Origin of the sequence: Moraxella boevrei DSM 14165 (assembly GCF_000379845.1) — a bacterium.
GTDB classification, from domain to species: domain Bacteria; phylum Pseudomonadota; class Gammaproteobacteria; order Pseudomonadales; family Moraxellaceae; genus Faucicola; species Faucicola boevrei.
In genome coordinates, this window is the sequence record NZ_KB903784.1 from 16,476 (window position 1) to 36,053 (window position 19,578).

Here is a 19,578-nt window from a genome sequence, read left to right on the forward strand (position 1 = left end):
CAAGCTGTTTGCCAATCATGGCGGAAAATTTGTTCATCAAATTCGCCTTGTTGTTTGGCAATTATGAAAAATATCTTGTTAATCCTAATAATAACAGCCCTTCTTCCACTTTTAAGGCATGGTTGAACTGAGCGTTTAGTAAATCTGCACCACCCCCTGTCAAGGTGATGTTAAAATCTGGATAATCCGCCATAATCGCTCGCACCGCTCCGACAATGCCAAACAGCACGCCATGATTGACCGCATCAAAGGTCGTTTGCCCAAGCTCGGTACTGTCAAAACGCCCCTCTTTCACCGCAATCTGCTGAGTGCCTGCATACAGGGCGTGACGTTGCATATAGACATTGGGCAGGATATAACCGCCCAAATGCACGCCCCTACCTGACTGTAAATCACGGTCAATCAAATCAATGGTGAGTGCCGTGCCACAACCGACCACGCACTGACGTGAACCGTCCACCACCCCGAGCATCTGTAGCCACCTATCCACGCCAAGCTCGTTTGGGCTGTAATGACTCTTTAACAGTTCGTGATTGGTATTGACCTTAGCAAATTCAAATGGCACATCAAGATTTTCAAGGGTTTTTGTGATGGCAATGTTGATTTTTTCACCAAGCACGCTAGAAATTCCCACAAATTCTGGTTCAAAACGCTTTAATGTGCCAAGTAACCCAAGCAATAATTCATTGGGGGCTTTTAGGTGTTCTTTGGCATCACTAATGATGATTTTATCGTTATCTACAAGCCAATATTTTAGGCGAGTATTACCCAAATCTAGCCAGAGTTTTTTTTGAAAATTTTGTTTGGTTGTCATTATGTTTCCAATTTTTAATTCATACTTAATTTTGCCATACCTGCCAACATCGGCGTAATGATATCATCAATTTTTAACAATAATTCCCCATTATCACCAATGCCAACACATTCACCGCTAGCATGAATATCGGTCATATTATTTTGAATAAAAATATCAATCATTTTATCGGTTAAAAGATGATTGGCATTAAACTCATTGATAAAATTTGTGCGATATTGTTTATCCGTGCAATGATTGCAAATTTGTACCGCTGTTAATAAGTGATTGGTTATTGGAACATAAAAATCTTTGGCGGTTAATTTATTTTCAAGAAAATTATTAATACAGGCGGATTGATATAAGCCGTCTTCTATTTTTGGAGCGTGGTTAATATTCATACCAACACCAATCACGACACCAATCATCTTTTTTTTATCAGTCATCTTTTTAAATACAGGTTCTATTAAAATACCTGCGATTTTTTTAAAAATTTGTTTATTAAAACTATTGTCCATACTTTTAATAAACTCAAAAAAACCAATGTCATTTGCCCATTTGATACCGATTTTTTTGAATGGTTCACGGCTTTGGTTAATTGTTTGAATAATTGGCAAGTTAGCAAGTTTAAATCCGACAATCAGAGATAATAATCCTGATAATTGATGCAAATGAAATTCGCTATCACCAATTGGCACATATAGACTCAAAAATACATTGTCCGCACCGCTCACCCATGTACGACCGTGCTGTCCACGCCCTGCTGTTTGGTGGTCTGCGGTATATAAATGCGGTAAGTTATAAGGTAGATTGTCTAAACTTACGGCATTTATCAACGCGGTATTCGTGCTGTCAATACAGTCAAAATGCGTGTGAATAATGGGCATTAAGCACTGCTCAGATATAAAATTAGACGTAAAAGTAGGTCGCATACACAAAAACACAAGAATTGGGGCGATAAAGTGGACTATAATAGCATAAATTGAATGGTGAGATAATGAAAATGATGTATTTATGGTTTATGCTAGCAGGAATGTTTGCAGGCGTGTGTGCAGGGCTGTTCGGCGTGGGCGGTGGTCTGATTATCGTACCTGTTTTGATGGCGATTTTTAGTGCTTATGGCTACTCGCCTGGTGTCATCACACATTTGGCGGTAGGGACGAGCCTTGCGACCATTATTGTAACCTCTATCAGCTCTATGCAGTCGCACCATAAGCGTGGCGGTGTTAGATGGGACGTGTGGAAAAATATGTCGGTAGGACTCGTTATCGGTAGTGTGATTGGGGCGTGGGTAGCTGACCTTTTAAAAGGGGATATATTGACTGCACTCATTGCATCTATGGCAATCATCATGGGCGTAAAAATGCTCACCACCAAAAAATCGGACGTCACTGCCACACATAGCTTACCAACTGCAGGCGTACAGATGGGTGTGGGCGGTCTGATTGGCTCGGCATCGGCGATTTTTGGGATTGGCGGGGGCAGTTTTACCGTACCATTTTTAAGCCGTTTTGGACTGGATATGAAGCAGGCAGTCGGCACAAGCTCGGCGTGCGGACTACCGATTGCTGTGGCTGGGGCATTAGGCTTTATGTTCTTTGGGTGTGATGTCACAGGACTGCCACCTGATGCAGTCGGTTTTGTGCATATCACGGCGTTTATCTGTATTTCGGTGATGAGTTTTATCTTTGCCAAAGTGGGGGCGAAACTTGCTCACCAACTCCCTGCAAATACCCTAAAACGAATGTTTGGTGGGCTTTTGGTAATTGTGGGGAGTAAAATGATGTGGGGGGTGTTTTGATTTTTGACCTACTCCCCCACCAACGCAAACCGTGGCACGTTTTTACCGTCAACTTCCATCATTTCGCAAAACATCGCAAGCGGACGCACCCAAATGCTATTTTGAGTATTTTCGTCGCCATACAACGGACGATAAACGACAAACCACTCTTCGGTTTCAGAATGGCGAGCGGTGTGCAAAACTTGATACAAATTGCCCTTATAATGGCGATAAGTGCCTGTTTTTAATAAATTATTCATCATTTTTTATTCATCTCTGATTTTGACATCTAACAATTCAATCTCAAAAGTCAAATCCGAATTTGGCAGAATTTTGCCCACCGCACGCTCGCCATACGCCAAATGGCTCGGTACAATTAGCTTGCGTTTACCGCCAACTTGCATGGGTGCAATCGTCAAATCAGACAAAATTTCGTGCTGATAACCGATTTTTTCAGCAAATTCACTGCCAAGCACGCCAATATCCCAGCCCTTAATCACTCGCCCTGTGCCGATAACCGTACTAAACGGCTGTCCACGACTGTACGAACTATCAAAAATTGTACCATCTGGCAAATAGCCTGTATAATGAGCGGTGATTAACGCCCCACGCTGTGCAGTTTTGCCTGTGCCAAGGTTAATCTCTTCAATGTTTAGCATATTTTTTCTCCATATTGTTACATTTTATTAATTTTAAATAAAATTTAAGTTAAAAAATTCGATTGTTATCATGAGTTTTGGCAAATTTGGCGATATTTTGCTCAATATGTTTGGCAATATTCACATAAAATTCGCTAAATTCATCATTTGCAAGTACACTTGGCGTGCCATTATCCATATTTTCACGGATTTTTTTAGCAATCGGTAATTGTCCTAAAAGTGGCACTTGGTATTCTTTTGCCAAATTTTCACCGCCACCGATACCAAAAATTTCGTCCACATGACCGCAGTTGGTGCAAGTGTGCAACGCCATATTTTCCACCACACCGATGACGCCAATGTCGGTTTTATTAAACATTTCAATGCCTTTTTGGGCATCAAGCAAGGCGATGTGCTGTGGCGTGGTCACAATCACCGCTCCTGTTACGGGGATTTTTTGTGCCAAAGTCAGCTGAATATCGCCTGTACCGGGGGGCATATCAATGACAAGGTAATCCAAAGGCGGAAAATCGGTGTCGTTGTAAAGTTGCATCAACGCCCCGACCGCTTTAATCCCACGCCACGCCACAGGCGTATTCGCGGTGTCCAGCAGACTGCCGATAGACATCACCGCCAAGCCGTGGGCGTCAATCGGAATAAATTGGCTGTTTTCAAGGGCAGGTTTTTGCCCTGCGATACCGAGCATATCAGGAATGGATGGTCCATAAATATCGGCGTCCAAAATGCCGACTTTTTTACCCAGTTTTTGTAATGCTAAGGCGATATTGACCGTCGTTGTGGATTTACCGACACCGCCCTTGCCTGATGCCACGACAATAATATGGCGAATGCGTGGGTGGGGTGGGATTTGTGATTGCTTGGTGGCAGATTTGGTCATCAGCGGTTCATCTGAATTTGTCAAATTTTGGGAACTTTCGGCAGTTGGCATGGCATTGGTGGTTTTGGGTAATTGATTGGGTGAATTTTGTTCGGCTTTAAATAAAACCACGTTCATGTTGATTTCACCGACACCGTGCAAATGTAGCACGCTACTTAATTCACTGTGGATTTTTTCCACGTCAATATTATTAGGCAAACGAAGCGTTAAATTTAGCACATTGCCATGGATATCGGCTTTTTGGATAAAGTTGCTAATCGGCTCGCCTGCAATTTGGAAGTCTTGCAATACTTGCTGTAATTGGCTGTCATTAATTTTTTTGGTTCTTTTAAAGGAAAACATATTTCACTCCGCTAGGTTTGCATTTGCTTTTACATTGGCATTGTAACCAAAAAAATCAAGCTAATCAAAAAAAGAACGACGTTTGCCGTTCTTTTTTGTGATGTTTGAGTGAAAACGAATTAACGCAAAAACGCTCGTGCATTTCTAAATAATCGTAACCAAGCACCGTCCCCATTTTGTAAAAAGCCCCAATCTTCAGGTTTCCACGAATGGTTATAAGCTTTTAAATTCCGCTCTGGGTGTGGCATCATAATGGTGACACGTCCGTCCGTGCTACAAATCCCCGTTACCCCTTGCAATGAGCCGTTTGGATTGAGCGGATAATGTTCGGTTGGATTGCCTTGGCTGTCCACATACCGCATGGCGATTTGTCCATGTGCGGTCATACCTGCGATATCGTTTTCGGTTAAGGTGGCAAAACCTTCACCATGAGCCACACTAATTGGCAAAATGCTGTCTTGCATACCTTTTAACAACACCGATTTGGTGCGTTCAATTTTAACATTGACGGTACGAGCTTCAAAACGAGCCGATTTGTTGGCGATAAAACGTGGGAAGTTTTCTGCCCCTGGAATTAAATCTTTTAATTGGCTCATCATTTGGCAACCATTGCACACGCCTAGACTAAATGTCTCTGGACGAGTAAAGAAACGCACAAACTGCATTCTTAATTCGTCATGGAATAAGATAGATTTTGCCCAACCAGAACCTGCCCCAAGCACGTCGCCATAACTAAAGCCACCGCACGCCACCAAGCCGTCAAAATCACGCAAATTGACACGCCCTTTTAACAAGTCGCTCATATGCACGTCCACCGCTTCAAAGCCTACCTGTTTAAAGCCTGCTCCCATTTCCAAATGTCCGTTTACACCTTGTTCACGCAAAATCGCTACTTTGGGTTGTACCGTTCGGCTGTTGATATATGGTGCTTCAACCGCTTGATTTAACTCATAATTGGCAAAGGCAATCAAGCCTTGATGATTGTTATCGCTAATTAAATCAAACTCTTGTTGAACGCATTCAGGATTATCACGGTTTTTGGCGATATGATAGCTGACTTTTGTCCATTCTTGTTGCAATTCGGCACGTTCAAAACGATAAATATCGCTGGCAGTTTGAACGATTAAGCTATCTTCATCGGTGCTTTGTCCGATAAGGCTTAACATTTCGCTAACGCCCAATTCCTCTGCCAATGTGATAAACTGTTCCACATTTTCAGGCAAAATTTGTAGCACCGCACCCAATTCTTCGGCAAATAACTGTCCGATTAAATTATCATCATTTAACACCAATTTTATGCCTTGACGACTGGTGAATTGCATTTCGGCAACCGTTGCCAACAAACCACCATCGCCAATATCATGATAAGCCGTGATTAAGTTTTGTTGATTGGCTTGTTGGATAAAATTAAAGAATTGGATTAAATCTTGTGGATTGTCTAAATCTGGGCAAGTGTCGCCTAATTGGCTTAAGGTTTGAGCCAAAATTGAACCGCCTAGACGGAATTGACCTTTGGATAAATCTAAACGATAAAACGCACTTTCGCCGTTTTTAAGCTCTGGCGTTAAGGTTTTGGCAACGTTTTGCACAGGAGCAAATGCTGAAATAATCAGCGACAGGGGCGAAACAACGGCTTTATTTTCGCCATTTTCCGTCCAGCCTGCACGCATGGATAAACTGTCTTTACCGACAGGAATGGCAATGCCTAAGGCAGGGCAAAGCTCTTCGCCCACTGCGTACACCGCATCAAACAAGGCTTGGTCTTCTTTGTCTTCGCCACAGCCTGCCATCCAGTTTGCTGATAATGTGATGTCTGACATTTTGGCAATGTTTGCCCCTGCAATATTGGTAATCGCTTCGCCCACCGCTAGACGTGCAGACGCTTGCGGACTAATCAGAGCAACTGGCGTACGCTCGCCCATACTCATGGCTTCACCTGTCATGGCTTTACCGTCCATTGCTAATAGCGAACTTGCAGTAACAGCACAATCCGCAACGGGCACTTGATAACGTCCAACGTACTGGTCTCGCACCACCATACCAGTAACTGAGCGGTCACCAATGCTAATCAAAAATGATTTACTGGCAACGGTCGGATGGCGGAGTACGTCTTTAACGGCTTGTTTAATATCAAGATTTTGTAAATTGAGTGGTTGTAAATCAGGTGTTGAACGCTTAAATGCACGTTTCATTTTTGGCGTACCACCTAATAACACTTGCAGGGGCATATCCACAGGTTGTTGTTTGCCATCTGTGTTTAACGATTTATCATTCAAAAGGGGGTCGTTTACCACCAATTGGCGAACTTCGGTTGCTTCGCCCAAAATCGCATACGGACAGCGTTCACGCTCGCAAATTTCATCAAATAATTGTTTGCTTTCTGGACGAATTGCCAACACATAACGTTCTTGGGCTTCGTTTGACCAAATCGCCATTGGCGACATACCATTTTCCAAAGACGGTACGGCACGCAAATCAAGCACCGCTCCTAATTCATGGTCGTTTACCAATTCTGGCATAGCATTTGACAACCCGCCTGCCCCCACGTCATGAATGGACACAATCGGATTTTGGTCATCGCCGTCTTTTGCCATTGCCCAACAACGATCAATCACTTCTTGGCAACGGCGTTCCATTTCCGCATTATCACGTTGCACGCTGGCAAAGTCCAAGCCTTCGTCCAATTCGCCACTATCCACAGAACTGGCAGCCCCACCGCCAAGACCGATTTGCATGGCTTGACCACCTAAAACGATTAACAAATCACCTGCTTGAATGTCATTTTTTTCAATCAAATTACGTTTAATATTGCCATAGCCGCCTGCAATCATAATCGGTTTATGATAACCACGCATTTGGCTACCGTCTTGCTCTTTGGACGTGTCCAGTTGGAATGAACGAAAATAACCGATCAAATTCGGGCGACCAAACTCATTGCTAAAGTTAGCAGAACCAAGCGGTGCTTCGGTCATAATTTGCAACGCTGATGCCATACGTTCAGGCTTGCCATAATTTTTGGTGGAAACTTTGCCCCCCTTTCCTGTATAAGTTTCCCATTTTTCAGGCATATCAGGCAAATGCAAATGCGAAACATGAAACCCTGCCAGCCCTGCTTTTGGCTTTCCACCACGTCCTGTCGCCCCTTCATCACGGATTTCACCGCCTGAGCCTGTACTCGCCCCTGCATACGGTGCGATGGCGGTTGGGTGGTTATGCGTTTCTACTTTCATCAAAATATCAATTTTTTCTTGATGAAAATCGTATTCCAAATGGTTATTTTCACGGTTTAATAAGGGATAAAAACGCAAACCGTCAAAGCCTTTCACGACCGCCGCATTGTCTTTATAAGCAGACAAAATATCGTTTGGATTTTTTTGGAAAGTATTTTTAATCATACCGAACAAAGATTTTGGCTGAACTTCACCGTCAATCGTCCATTCTGCATTAAAAATTTTGTGGCGACAATGTTCGGAATTGGCTTGGGCAAACATCATCAATTCAACATCGGTTGGATTACGTTTTAATTCATTGACATAGGCATTGATTAAATAATCCATGTCTTGCGATGACAAAGCAAAACCAAACTCAATATTGGCTTTTTCCAATGCCGAACGCCCTTGCCCTAACACATCAATATGATTAAGCGGTGCTGGCTCGTGGTCATCAAATAATTGTTCCGCTTTCGCCAAATCGTAAAACAAACTCTGCGTCATACGGTCGTACAACATCATTTCAATATCATGGGGCAATTTTTTAGGTAACTGATTTTTAGAAGATAAGTCGCCAACCAATGTATAAACAATCACTCGTTCTACACGGTCAATGTTGATATCACAATTATTAAAAATGTCTGTCGCCTTACTCGCCCATGGGCTAATCGTGCCAAAACGTGGACTAACCATGATTTGCAACTGTTTATCTTTTGCTAAAATCAACTCAATCTTTTCACCACCGTTTAACAAATCAATGGCTTTTTGCAAATCTTTATCGGCTAATGGTTTGGAAAAAATATAAACTTGCTGAGTGATAATATCGCTTAAGGCAAAATCAGTGGCTTGGTTAATACAGTGAAGCAGTTGTTTTTTTTGAAAATCGGTTAAAAATGGCTGTCCAGCGATGAATTTGGCAGTTTGCATCATAATAAAAATCCGTGGAGTTGATGAAATAAAGTAAATACTTTTATTGTAGCATATTCTTGTGAATTACTTTTGCCAAATTTAACAATGTGCGGTGCTTTTTTACAATTTTTGTCGGTTTTCTACCCCCAAAGTCTTAGCCTTATCCTCCAAAAATCACACAATAGGATAAGGGTATTTTTTTGACAAATGGTTACAATAAACTGTATTTTTTTAAATTTAGGATGCGTTATGACGAATGAATATAAAGGCGGGCGGCGGATTGTTGATTGGCGACCCGAAGACGAAACGTTCTGGGCGGAGCATGGCAAAAAAGTCGCCAATCGTAACTTATGGATTTCCATTCCTGCCTTGCTTTTGGCGTTTGCAGTGTGGGTGATTTGGTCAATGCTTGTGGTACGTATGCCAGAGGTGGGCTTTAAATTTGATAAGGGGCAATTATCCACACTGCTTGCCTTGCCTGCCTTATCAGGGGCAACTTTACGGCTGTTTTATTCGTTTATGGTGCCGATTTTTGGCGGTCGGCGTTGGACAACTTTAACGACTGCAAGTTTGTTAATCCCAACGATTTGGCTTGGCTTTGCCATTCAAGATTTGAATACGCCGTTTTGGGTGTTTGCCATCATTGCTCTGTTATGCGGACTGGGTGGGGCAAATTTCTCGTCCAGTATGTCAAATATCTCGTTTTTTTACCCAAAATCTCAGCAGGGCATGGCGTTAGGACTAAATGCAGGTTTGGGTAATTTGGGCGTATCAACCATGCAGTTTGTCGTACCTGCAGTGATTGGCTTTGCGATGTTAGGCTCTATGGGCGGTGACCCACAGATTGTCGCCAAAACAGGCAAAGAAGTGTACCTACAAAATGCAGGGTTTGTGTGGGTAATTCCGATTGCGATTATGACCTTTTTAGCGTGGTTTGGCATGAATGATTTGGCAACCGCCAATGCGTCTTTTAAAGACCAATCCATCATCTTTCAACGTCGGCACAACTGGATTATGTGTATTTTATACCTTGCGACGTTTGGCTCGTTCATCGGCTTTAGTGCGGCGTTTCCGATGGTGATTAAGCAGTCTTTTCCTGATGTAGACCCGTTAAAAGTCGCATTCTTAGGACCTTTAGTCGGTGCATTGTTTCGTCCTGTTGGTGGCTGGCTTGCTGATAAAGCAGGCGGTGCAAAGGTGACATTTATTAATTATATCATCATGACGCTTGCGGTGATGGCGGTGATGTTCTTTTTAAAACAGGGCAATTTTGTTGGCTATTTTGCCTGCTTTATGGTGCTGTTTATTACCACAGGTATTGGCAATGGCTCAACCTTTCGTATGATTCCTGTGATTTTTAGGACACTGCATGAACGCTTAAATTCCCCTGATTTGATCAATCAAGCTCGCAAAGAATCAGCAGCAGTGGTCGGATTTTCAGGCGGATTTGCAGCCTACGGCGGATTTTTTATCCCAAAAATGTTCGGTTCAGGGCTTGGCGTGCATGGTACTTTTATTGCTCTGATTGTGTTTTATGTGATCTGCATTGTCATGACATGGTGGTTTTATAGCCGTAAAAATGCTCCGTTTCCTTGTTAATGGGTAAATTTTTCGGCTATGATTTTACAAAAACACTCAAAAAAAATTTGGGTGTTTTTATTCTTTACCCATTTAACAAATTTTTAAACACTTTCCCCACAAACAAACCCACTTGCCCACGCCCACGCAAAGTTATATCCGCCAAGCCAGCCTGTCACGTCCAGCACTTCACCGATAAAATACAAATTCGGCTGTAATGTACTTTCCATGGTCTTAGATGACACGTCCGCGGTATCCACGCCCCCACGAGTGACTTCGGCAGTGCGGTAGCCTTCCGTGCCTGACGGTTTTAACTGCCAAGCGTTTAACTGCTCAGCAATGGCTATCAGCGTGTCATTTTTGATATTGGCAATTTCTGTTTGAGAATTGGTTAATATTTTTTTAATCATTAATTCATCAATATACTGCAATAATTTTTTGGGTAAGGGTTTGTTCAGCTGTGCCGATAATTCTTGAATTATGGTATTTAGCTGTTTTTTCGGGCTGGATTTTTTGGCAGTTAACAGTGCATTTTTTACATCAAAATTTGGGAATAAATCCATAAAAATCGGCTCGGACATTTGCCAATAATTGGATAATTGCAAACTTGCTGGTCCAGACAATCCCCGATGGGTAAACAGAACAGGCATGCTAAAGCTGATTTTATCGTTAAACAACACCACATCCACGCTAATCCCAGCCATATTACTAAAAGCATCATGCATCGCATCGCTAAAGGTAAATGGCACAAGTCCTGCCGACGTCGGATTGATTTTATGTCCAAATGTTTGGGCAACTTGATAGCCAAAACCACTCGCCCCCATCGTGGGAATGGACAACCCGCCTGTGGCAACTACGAGCGACTTACAGGTTAAATCCGTGAAAAATGTAGCGGGTTTTTGCATTTTTTTGGGGCTTACTTTTAACTTAAACGGATTGTCAACCGACTTGATATCATCAATTTGGCTATTTAATTGAACAATCACGCCGTATTTTTCGCATTCGGTGAGTAGCATTTGCACAATGTCACTGGCGGAGTTTTCACAAAATAATTGTCCATGTTCCCGCTCTTGCCAAGCGATATTATGCTCGCCCACCATTGCCAAAAAATCCCACTGTGTGTAGCGAGATAAGGCGGATTTGACAAAGTGCGGATTATGGCTTAAAAAATGGCTGGGCAAAATTTCGTAATTGGTAAAGTTACATTTACCCCCACCGCTCATCAATATTTTTTTGCCTGCCTTATTGGCGTGGTCTAGCACCAGTACCGATTTGCCACGTTTACCTGCCGTCATGGCACAAAACAGCCCTGATGCCCCTGCACCGATGATAATGACGTCAAATTTTTTTACAGACATTGGTAATTATTTTCCTAAATTTTATTATTTTTTACCCAAAGTTTGCCGAATGCTTTGCGTGTCTAATTGCAGAAAACCTTGTTTTTCAGTATCATTCATCGCACGTTTTTGCGTGCCTGTGTCATCAAAAAATACAATCACGGTTTCGGCGGTTGCAACCACGACTTGTTGATCGGTGCTATAAAAAACATATTCTTGGGTTAAACTTGTATTGCCAATTTTTTTGCAACGTACGCCGATCCATACTTTATCAGGAAAAGTAATCGGGCGTAAATATTGACACGATGAACTGGCAATCACGGTAAAGGTAGTTTTGTCAAACATTCCCACCTGCTCAAGATAATGAATACGAGCGGATTGGGCGTATTCGTAATAGGTTACGTTATTGACATGGGCAAAGGCATCCATATCACCCCATGCGACTTGTTGTTCATAAATCACGGCAAAATCTAGCAGAGGATTTTCAGGGTTTTCCTTTAACTGATTGATGAGATACTGTTTAATATTATCGCTGATTGCAGGTTGGCTATGGCTCATTTTGTTTCCTTTTTTTAGTTTATTTATCAAGGTGTAATCGCATTAAACCTTCTTGTTGGGTGGTAGCGATAAGTCTGCCGTCTTGCCAAAATTGCCCATGATTTAAGCCTTTAGCGTGGCTCGTGGTATCGCTCCACATATCATACAACAACCAATCATTTAAATCAAAAGGTCGGTGAAAATGCATACTGTGGTCAATGCTCGCCGCCTGTAACCCTTTGGTCATATAGCTGACACCATGCGACATAAAACCTGTTCCCACCAAATAAAAATCAGACGCAAACGCCAGTAACGCTTGTTGCACTTGTACCGACTGTTTGCCAAGTTCACGAATACGTAACCAGTTGGCTTGTTTTGGGGGCATAGGCTTAGGGTGAATAGGGTCTCGTGGGGCGACAGGCTTGATTTCTACATGACGTTTTCGTAGATAGCGTTCTTTTAACGCAAGCGGAATTTTGCCGACAAACTGCTCTTTTAACTGCTGTTCATTCAATAAATGTTCAGGATTTGGATAAATAGGCATCGTTTTTTGATAATCCAAACCATCTTCATAAGGGGCAAATGAGGCAATCATGGTAAAAATAATCTGTGGCTGATTGGCATCATCAAACTGCCGAGCCGTCACTCGCCGAGCCGATAAACTGCGACCATCTCGCATATTTTCCACCTGATAAAACACAGGATAACGCACATCCCCCCCTCGCAAAAAATAACCATGCAAACTATGACAAGGTTTATCCACGTCCACTGTGTGGCTTGCTGACATCAAGGCTTGCCCAAGCACCTGACCGCCAAAAATTCTCGCCCCAACATAATCGTGACTTTGTCCGATAAAAGTATCGTCATTAGTTTGGGTTAAGGTTAAGGTTAATGTTGCTAATAATTGCTCAACGAATGTTAACGCTTGTTGTTGGTTTTTGGCATGATTTTGCGATTGATTTTGGGGCTTATTCGCTAAATTATCCGACATTTGTTAACCTATTTATCATCATTTTAAAAAAAGTGTTATTATACCGCAAAAATTTTCCTATAAGATACACAAATTTGCTAAGCTATGCTGATATCTTTTTGCGAAATTTTGCAAAAATTTTAACCATCATTTCTCTATAGGTTTATCATGAAAAATAAATCCAACCCTTTTCAACTTAAAAATCTCTACCGCAAACTGTCAGGTAATCTGCTCGGTATGGCAGTAAAATCGCAACTTATCGGTGAAATTCCACCACTGACAACCACCGAACATAAGGATAATTTAACACAAAATCCAATTCAAAATTCCGCCGAAACACTTACCTTTTATGTGTTAAAAGAATATTCTCGTAGCAACAGTGTGTTAATTGACCTAGAAACTGCTCAACATCATCTGCCACAAGCCCTTGCCCCTGTCAAAAATCCCGAGTTCGGCATTGACGAAAGCACAGCGATGATTTTTATTCATCACCCAAATAGCGAGCGTAAAGACGGCGAAACCGTGTATTCACCCCGTTTGTTACGCTTGATTGAAGCGGTAAAAAATTATCCAAACTTAAATATTCAGTTTATGCCTGTCACAATTTTGTGGGGTCGAGCCCCAGAAAAAGAAGTCTCGTTGTTTAATTTGTTTACCGCTGATGAATGGCAAAACCCCAGTATTGCCAAACAATTGTTTAATATTGGGGTAAAAGGTCGGGATACTTATGTCCAGTTTCACCCGCCCAAAAATTTGCGAGAGATTTTACAAGCTGAAAGTGATGCCCAAATCGCTCAGCCACTTCAAACCACGGCATTGGTGGACCATCACACTGCGGTGCAACTGTTAGCACAGCGAGTACAAAATCGGTTGCTAGGTTATTTGGATAAGCAACAAGAAACCATTTTGGGGCCTGACCTGTCGGATAGACGCAATGAAGTGGATAAAATTTTGAACACGCCTGCCATTCGCCACGCCATTATGCTTGACAGTGAGCAACATGACCGAAAATTCCATGATAGCCGAAAATTGGCTCGTGGCTATCTTAACGAAATTACCAGCGATTATTCATACGCCATGATACGGTTTTTTGAGCGATTTTTAACATGGCTATGGACACAATTATATGACGGCGTAGAAGTGCAACATTTTGAGCGTGTGCGAGCATTGGCCACTGACCATGAAATCGTGTATGTACCGTGTCATCGCAGTCATATTGATTATTTACTATTATCCTTTGTGATTTACAAACGTGGCTTACGCATTCCAAATATTGCGGCGGGCGAAAACTTAAATATTCCGATTGTTGGACAACTACTGCGTAACGGTGGGGCGTTTTTTATGCGTCGCAGTTTTAAAGGCAACCCCTTGTACAGTGCGGTTTTTCGTGAGTATGTGCATAGTATGCTGTTACGCAGTACGCCAATTGAGTACTTTGTAGAAGGCGGACGCTCACGCTCAGGACGACTGCTACCGCCGAAAAAAGGCATGATTGCCATGACGGTGCAAAGCCATTTACGCCAATCTGGCAAACCGATTGTCTTTATCCCAACCTATATCGGCTATGAACGCATCATTGAAGGCTCAACTTATATTGATGAATTAAAAGGCAAACCCAAAGAAAGTGAAAGTTTATTAGGTTTGTTAAAAACAGGTAAAAAATTAGAACGTATTTTTGGCACTGTTCACGTCAGTTTTGGTAAGCCCTTGCATTTAAATGACTTTATGCAAAAATACGAGGTTTTGCCAAACAGTTTACCCAATGACCGTAGTGACACACCGATACCAACAAATGTCAGCCAAATGGTGGACAATATCGGCGTAAAAATCATGCAACGCATCAACCGCTCTGCGGTAATAAACCCTGTTACCTTACTATCGCTTGTGCTACTCGACACGCCCCACGGTGCGTTAGACGAGCAAAGTTGCCTACACCAGCTGGCTCTTTATCAACGCCTTGCCAAAACCTTGCCATATGACGAAGACGTTACCGTAACCGATGCCACCCCACAAGCGATTATTGACTATGGCGTTCGCTTAAAACTTATTGAAAAAACACCCCATGTTTTGGGTGATTTAATTCGGATTGCCAATGGACAAGCTCCGTTATTAAGCTATTTTCGCAACAATATTTTGCATGTTTATATCTTGTTTTCATTGTGTGCCAACCTTGTCAAACACAATGGACACATCACCTTTGCCAATGTGGAACAAGTTGCCAGTACCATTTATCCCTTTTTACAAGCTGAGTTATTTTTAAAATACCCTGCACGCACCTTACAGGAAACCTTAAACAATCATATTGATGTGTTAATCGCTGAAAACATCATCGTGGACAAAGGCGTTGATGCCAATGGCAAACGTGGGCTAACCACCCCAGACCCAAATACCCATAGTTATCAACAGCTTACGGTACTTGCCAATGCGGTATCGCATAGCTTGGAACGCTATTTTATGGTGCTTGCCTTGCTAAGCCAACAAGGAAGCGACAAACTCACCAAAGAACAAGTGGTGGATTTGGGGCATTTACTGGGGCAACGTTTGTCGGTGATTTATGCAGATGATATGCCTGATTTCTTTGACCGTGCGTTGTTTAGTAGCTTTTTGGAGACATTGGAACGCTTGGCGTATATCCAGTTGGCAGACAATGGCGTGATTGGTTTTGACAATCGTATTGATGATATGGCAAAAAATGCGGACTTTATCCTAGACCTTGATGTGTTGCACACTTTGCACCAAATGGCACGCCTAGACGACAACGAAATTCAGCGAACCTTAGCACAATTACAAGCGAAAAAGTCAAAAAGAAAAGCCAAATAATTTCTACTCATAAACTTAAAAACCGTTAATTATCAAATAATTAACGGTTTTTATTTTTTATCTCTTTATAAGAAAAAAACAAATTAATGGTCAGCACTCACCCCACCATTCCCAACAATCCAATCACAAATCGCTTGGGTTTTGTTATCTAATAATGCCCTATCGCCCATGGTTTCCACGTTTAAGCGTACGAGTGGTTCAGTATTTGATGCCCGCATGTTAAACCGCCAATTATCAAAATCAAAAGATAAACCGTCAATTTCATTTAGGCTTGGGCTTTCACCAAATAAATTTGGATTTTCTTTTAGTTTTGCCAAAAGTTCAGGGGCGGTAATGCCGTTTAATTTAAAATTAATTTCACCAGAAATTGGGAAATTGTCAATCATTTCATCAACCAACTCGGAGAGTTTTTTGCCCAATTTTGCCAACAATTCCACCACCAGTAGCCACGTAATCATACCACTGTCGCAGTAGTTAAAGTCCCTAAAATAGTGGTGTGCCGACATTTCACCGCCATAAATCGCCCCTGTGTCTCGCATCACTTCTTTGATAAATGAATGCCCAGATTGGCTCATCACAGGCGTGCCAGCGTTCGCTTTGATGATGTGTTCGGTGTTTAAAATATTGCGTGGGTCGTACACGATGCTCGCCCCATTTTCTTTGTCCAAAAATGCTTTGGCCAGTACGCCGACTAAATAAGTACCTTCAATAAACCTTGCATTTTCATCAAAGAAAAAACAACGGTCAAAATCACCGTCAAAGGCAATCGCCAAATCCGCTTTTTCTTTTTTAATCAAATCCACAGTTGGCGTGCGATTGGCGATAATCATCGGATTTGGAATACCATTTGGAAAATCACCGTCGGGTTCGTGGTGAAGTTTGACAAAGTCTAAACTTGTATCCGCCAATCGCTCAATGAGTAAATCTAACACAGGACCTGCACTGCCATTGCCCGCATTGACAATAATTTTTAATGGTTTATCAAGCTGTAAATTTTTGACATCAACATAACTCATCAAATGGTCAATATAAGCGGTTTTATCAACGTTTGAGCGATACTCGCCACGGACATTTTGGCTAAAATCGCCACTTTCAGCAAGGCGTTGAATATCATCAAGCCCTGTCTGACTGCTAATCGGCTTTGAGTGTTCACGCACAAGCTTCATGCCGTTAAAATTAATTGGATTGTGGCTTGCAGTGACTTCAACCCCACCCATGGCGTTATAAAAACTGGTGTAAAAATACACTTCTTCAGTGCCTGTCATGCCCAAATCAATGACGCCAACCCCGCTGTCCAAAATGCCGTCTATCGCCGATTTTTTTAAGTTTTCGCTACTTTGGCGAATGTCGGCACCGATGACAATCATGGCATTCACATCGCTTGGCTTGGTGGTTAATAAATATTGCCCAAAGGCACGTCCGACACGGTAGGCGATGGTTTCGTCAAGGTTGACACCAAGCTCGCCACGAATGTCGTAGACCTTAAAACAAGTAATGGCAATGGGTGCAAATTTTTGAGTGGTATTTGACATCAAATTACTCCATATTCAGTTTGCATAAATGTTCCTAACTTGTGCTATTATATAGAAAGTTTGGGTGAAAACAAAATGCTAAACAATCATGTAAGTGTGATTTTTCAGCATTTCTTACATAATTTATACCAAAGTTAAGCCCAAGTTATTGTAAACTTAAACGCTTAACATGACTACCATGGTGTAAAAAAAGAAAAAAGGGTTTCTCATGACTGACAATGATAACCAACAAAAAAACGAGCAACAAAAACAAGCCGACAAAAACAATCAGTCTTTGGAAGCAAAGTTTAACAAAGCCTTTGACAAAGAAAATTTAAGCGACAAAGAAAAAGCCGAACTAGAAACAATCTTAGCAAAAGTCCGCCAAGAAATCGGTGATGAGATTAATGACGCCAAACTAAAAGTGCGTGTGGTCAATGTCAACCAAGTACAAACCATGTATAAACGCTTGGGCAAAGTCAGCAATTTTCACTATGTCGGGGCGGTGTTATGTTTGGTAGCAGGTTTGTATTTTGTCCAACAGGGCAAGCAAATTTTACCTGCGTTATTTGGCTTTATTATGTTGGTAAACGTGGTGATGAGCTTATTATCGTACCGAGCTACCGTCCGCATTGAACGATTTATGCAAGGCGTCCAACAACAAGCGAAACGCAAATTTAAACAATAATTTTTCAATCGCTGAGCAAATTTAACCCATAAAAAAGTAGTCACTTGAGCTACTTTTTTATTTTTACAACCTTAAACTTATTTTGTTTAACATAGGCATTACACCAAACTACCTCTGTAGGTTTAATTTTTGCTTAACAGTATTATTTGCCCAAATCATAATCCACAATCACAGGGGCGTGGTCGCTAAACCAACTATCACGGTACACCCAAGCCCCTACCGCACGGTTTTTCCAATCAGGTGAACAGGCATGATAATCAATCCGCCAGCCCACGTTTTTGGCACGAGCTTGCCCACGGTTTGACCACCACGAATACAAAAACGGCTCATCGGCTCGTACATGACGAAAACTATCCACATAGCCCAACTTATCATACAGATAGTCAAGCCACGCCCGTTCATGCGGTAAACAGCCTGATGCTTTTTGGTTACCTGACCAGTTTTTGATGTCAATTTTTTTGTGAACCATATTGTAATCGCCACAGACGATAATGGACTTTTGCTCATCTTTCCATTTTGCCAAAATCGCTTGATAAGCGTCCAAAAAGGTATCTTTGCGAGCTTGGGCATCATCACCAGACGAACCAGACGGCAAATACAACGAAGCGATAAACACAGGATAATCCATACCATCAAAGGCAAATTCGGCACAAATAAAGCGACCTTGACTGTCCGCCAACTCAAAGCCAAGCCCTGTCGTTACCGATACGATGGGTAATCGGCTATAAATCGCCGTGCCTGCATAGCCTGCTTTTTCGGCAGGAAATAGATAGCAGTGCCAACCTGTTGGGCGGTACTTGTCTGTCCATTGCTCAGGGTTAATGCGAGTTTCTTGCATACAGACTACGTCAATTTCAGAGTTTTGTAGCCATGTTAACAGCCCCTTTTTTTCAGACGCACGCAGACCGTTAACATTGATAGATGCAATTCGTAAAATTTTGTTCGGATTTGGGTAACTGTTTTTGTTGACAACGACATCGGTAGGCTTGTCTTTTGGATCTTTAATAGTTTGCCAGTTTGCTAATGAAGTCATAATTTTCTCTATATTATTTAAAATAAGTTTGAAAAAAGATTTAATAATCAATGGTTGCAATACGTTTGCCTGTTACGCTTAAATTTTTGGCGTTATTGGCGGTAAATTCATCTGTTAAATGGCGAATATCTAGGGGTTCAAGCCCTTTTGTCATACGGATTTGGTTATAAATCTGATGACGTGGGGCGGATAGTTGGTTTACTAGATAAACTGGTTGTAAATTATCGATATTTTCTAATAAATTTACTAAGTATTTAATAACAATGTAGTGGTCAAGTTTAATTAGACAGCTTTTAAGAGATTTTGGTTAAAAAACTGATTTTCTTTCTCAACAGGTGTTAAATAATCATTAAAGCTATGTGGTCTAACTTGACAGTAATAACCTAAAATATAACTCGCTACATCGACTCTTGCTTGAGATAAATCGTCATAGCCTTTCTTGGGCATCCATTCTGTTTTAAAGCTCCTAAAGAACCGCTCGGTTGGAGCATTATCCCAACAATTACCACGTCTGCTCATACTATGCTTCATGCCT

The 19,578-nt window shown here is 41.8% G+C and carries 16 protein-coding genes; 4 read left to right on the forward strand and 12 right to left on the reverse strand.

Features of this window, described 5'->3' with window-relative positions; genetic code table 11:
- Nucleotides 1-61: 61 nt before the first annotated feature.
- On the reverse strand, nucleotides 62-814 hold the full coding sequence (locus A3G3_RS0106750) for a type III pantothenate kinase (RefSeq protein ID WP_019519778.1): 753 nt from the start codon (nucleotides 812-814) through the stop codon (nucleotides 62-64).
- Nucleotides 815-828: 14 nt separating this feature from the next.
- Nucleotides 829-1,680, reverse strand: coding sequence for a biotin--[acetyl-CoA-carboxylase] ligase (locus A3G3_RS0106755; protein ID WP_019519779.1), 852 nt, complete (start codon nucleotides 1,678-1,680; stop codon nucleotides 829-831).
- 116 nt (nucleotides 1,681-1,796) lie between these two features.
- Between A3G3_RS0106755 and A3G3_RS0106760 the strand changes: the two genes are divergently transcribed.
- On the forward strand, nucleotides 1,797-2,594 hold the full coding sequence (locus tag A3G3_RS0106760) for a sulfite exporter TauE/SafE family protein (RefSeq protein WP_026212899.1): 798 nt from the start codon (nucleotides 1,797-1,799) through the stop codon (nucleotides 2,592-2,594).
- Nucleotides 2,595-2,602: 8 nt separating this feature from the next.
- Here the strand turns inward: A3G3_RS0106760 and A3G3_RS0106765 are convergent, their stop codons facing one another.
- The 4 genes from A3G3_RS0106765 to purL all read right to left on the reverse strand — a co-directional run bounded on the left by A3G3_RS0106765 (nucleotide 2,603) and on the right by purL (nucleotide 8,590).
- Nucleotides 2,603-2,836 carry a DUF1653 domain-containing protein gene (locus A3G3_RS0106765; RefSeq protein ID WP_019519781.1) on the reverse strand — a complete coding sequence of 78 codons (234 nt, stop codon included), beginning with the start codon at nucleotides 2,834-2,836 and terminating at the stop codon, nucleotides 2,603-2,605.
- 3 nt (nucleotides 2,837-2,839) lie between these two features.
- Nucleotides 2,840-3,232, reverse strand: a complete 393-nt coding sequence (locus A3G3_RS0106770) for an FKBP-type peptidyl-prolyl cis-trans isomerase (RefSeq protein WP_019519782.1) — start codon at nucleotides 3,230-3,232, stop codon at nucleotides 2,840-2,842.
- A gap of 49 nt (nucleotides 3,233-3,281) precedes the next feature.
- Entirely contained in the window at nucleotides 3,282-4,451 is a 1,170-nt protein-coding gene (locus A3G3_RS0106775) for an Mrp/NBP35 family ATP-binding protein (protein WP_019519783.1), read from the reverse strand.
- A gap of 119 nt (nucleotides 4,452-4,570) precedes the next feature.
- On the reverse strand, nucleotides 4,571-8,590 hold the full coding sequence (purL, locus tag A3G3_RS0106780) for a phosphoribosylformylglycinamidine synthase (protein WP_019519784.1): 4,020 nt from the start codon (nucleotides 8,588-8,590) through the stop codon (nucleotides 4,571-4,573).
- 228 nt (nucleotides 8,591-8,818) lie between these two features.
- Between purL and A3G3_RS0106785 the strand changes: the two genes are divergently transcribed.
- Complete coding sequence (locus A3G3_RS0106785; protein WP_019519785.1) at nucleotides 8,819-10,168, forward strand: NarK family nitrate/nitrite MFS transporter; 1,350 nt, start codon at nucleotides 8,819-8,821, stop codon at nucleotides 10,166-10,168.
- 83 nt (nucleotides 10,169-10,251) lie between these two features.
- On the opposite strand, the gene A3G3_RS0106790 is transcribed toward A3G3_RS0106785, so the two are convergent.
- From A3G3_RS0106790 to A3G3_RS0106800, 3 genes are read right to left on the reverse strand one after another with little or no spacing between them, the layout of a single operon-like run.
- Nucleotides 10,252-11,505, reverse strand: a complete 1,254-nt coding sequence (locus A3G3_RS0106790) for a BaiN/RdsA family NAD(P)/FAD-dependent oxidoreductase (protein ID WP_019519786.1) — start codon at nucleotides 11,503-11,505, stop codon at nucleotides 10,252-10,254.
- Nucleotides 11,506-11,529: 24 nt separating this feature from the next.
- The gene (locus A3G3_RS0106795; protein WP_019519787.1) at nucleotides 11,530-12,042 is read right to left on the reverse strand and encodes an acyl-CoA thioesterase; all 513 of its coding nucleotides are present in this window, start codon (nucleotides 12,040-12,042) and stop codon (nucleotides 11,530-11,532) included.
- Between the two features lie 19 nt (nucleotides 12,043-12,061).
- Nucleotides 12,062-13,012, reverse strand: a complete 951-nt coding sequence (locus tag A3G3_RS0106800) for an acyl-CoA thioesterase (RefSeq protein ID WP_019519788.1) — start codon at nucleotides 13,010-13,012, stop codon at nucleotides 12,062-12,064.
- A 147-nt stretch (nucleotides 13,013-13,159) separates the two neighbouring features.
- On the opposite strand from A3G3_RS0106800, the gene plsB reads away from it, so the two are divergent.
- Nucleotides 13,160-15,811: a glycerol-3-phosphate 1-O-acyltransferase PlsB gene (plsB, locus tag A3G3_RS0106805; protein WP_019519789.1), complete on the forward strand. Its 2,652-nt coding sequence runs from the start codon at nucleotides 13,160-13,162 to the stop codon at nucleotides 15,809-15,811.
- 83 nt (nucleotides 15,812-15,894) lie between these two features.
- Here the strand turns inward: plsB and A3G3_RS0106810 are convergent, their stop codons facing one another.
- Nucleotides 15,895-17,343 carry a phosphohexomutase domain-containing protein gene (locus tag A3G3_RS0106810; RefSeq protein WP_019519790.1) on the reverse strand — a complete coding sequence of 483 codons (1,449 nt, stop codon included), beginning with the start codon at nucleotides 17,341-17,343 and terminating at the stop codon, nucleotides 15,895-15,897.
- A 208-nt stretch (nucleotides 17,344-17,551) separates the two neighbouring features.
- Here A3G3_RS0106810 and A3G3_RS0106815 point away from each other — a divergent pair, with 208 nt between their 5' ends.
- Nucleotides 17,552-18,010 carry a hypothetical protein gene (locus A3G3_RS0106815; protein ID WP_019519791.1) on the forward strand — a complete coding sequence of 153 codons (459 nt, stop codon included), beginning with the start codon at nucleotides 17,552-17,554 and terminating at the stop codon, nucleotides 18,008-18,010.
- 142 nt (nucleotides 18,011-18,152) lie between these two features.
- Here A3G3_RS0106815 and A3G3_RS0106820 read toward each other — a convergent pair whose 3' ends face one another.
- A complete protein-coding gene (locus A3G3_RS0106820) occupies nucleotides 18,153-19,043 on the reverse strand; it encodes an exodeoxyribonuclease III (RefSeq protein ID WP_051076930.1) in 891 nt (296 codons plus the stop codon).
- Between the two features lie 282 nt (nucleotides 19,044-19,325).
- The coding region (locus A3G3_RS0106830; RefSeq protein WP_019519794.1) for an integrase core domain-containing protein at nucleotides 19,326-19,578 on the reverse strand (253 nt) is incomplete at its 5' end.

Bases quoted from the DNA above. Each gene is read 5' to 3' on its own strand.
- A3G3_RS0106750 (WP_019519778.1), bottom strand. From the start codon at position 814: ATGACAACCAAACAAAATTTTCAAAAAAAACTCTGGCTAGATTTGGGT.
- A3G3_RS0106775 (WP_019519783.1), bottom strand. From the start codon at position 4,451: ATGTTTTCCTTTAAAAGAACCAAAAAAATTAATGACAGCCAATTACAG.
- A3G3_RS0106800 (WP_019519788.1), bottom strand. From the start codon at position 13,012: ATGTCGGATAATTTAGCGAATAAGCCCCAAAATCAATCGCAAAATCAT.
- A3G3_RS0106810 (WP_019519790.1), bottom strand. From the start codon at position 17,343: ATGTCAAATACCACTCAAAAATTTGCACCCATTGCCATTACTTGTTTT.
- purL (WP_019519784.1), bottom strand. From the start codon at position 8,590: ATGATGCAAACTGCCAAATTCATCGCTGGACAGCCATTTTTAACCGAT.
- A3G3_RS0106755 (WP_019519779.1), bottom strand. From the start codon at position 1,680: ATGCCCATTATTCACACGCATTTTGACTGTATTGACAGCACGAATACC.
- A3G3_RS0106795 (WP_019519787.1), bottom strand. From the start codon at position 12,042: ATGAGCCATAGCCAACCTGCAATCAGCGATAATATTAAACAGTATCTC.
- A3G3_RS0106820 (WP_051076930.1), bottom strand. From the start codon at position 19,043: ATGACTTCATTAGCAAACTGGCAAACTATTAAAGATCCAAAAGACAAG.
- A3G3_RS0106770 (WP_019519782.1), bottom strand. From the start codon at position 3,232: ATGCTAAACATTGAAGAGATTAACCTTGGCACAGGCAAAACTGCACAG.
- A3G3_RS0106790 (WP_019519786.1), bottom strand. From the start codon at position 11,505: ATGTCTGTAAAAAAATTTGACGTCATTATCATCGGTGCAGGGGCATCA.
- A3G3_RS0106815 (WP_019519791.1), top strand. From the start codon at position 17,552: ATGACTGACAATGATAACCAACAAAAAAACGAGCAACAAAAACAAGCC.
- plsB (WP_019519789.1), top strand. From the start codon at position 13,160: ATGAAAAATAAATCCAACCCTTTTCAACTTAAAAATCTCTACCGCAAA.
- A3G3_RS0106760 (WP_026212899.1), top strand. From the start codon at position 1,797: ATGATGTATTTATGGTTTATGCTAGCAGGAATGTTTGCAGGCGTGTGT.
- A3G3_RS0106765 (WP_019519781.1), bottom strand. From the start codon at position 2,836: ATGATGAATAATTTATTAAAAACAGGCACTTATCGCCATTATAAGGGC.
- A3G3_RS0106785 (WP_019519785.1), top strand. From the start codon at position 8,819: ATGACGAATGAATATAAAGGCGGGCGGCGGATTGTTGATTGGCGACCC.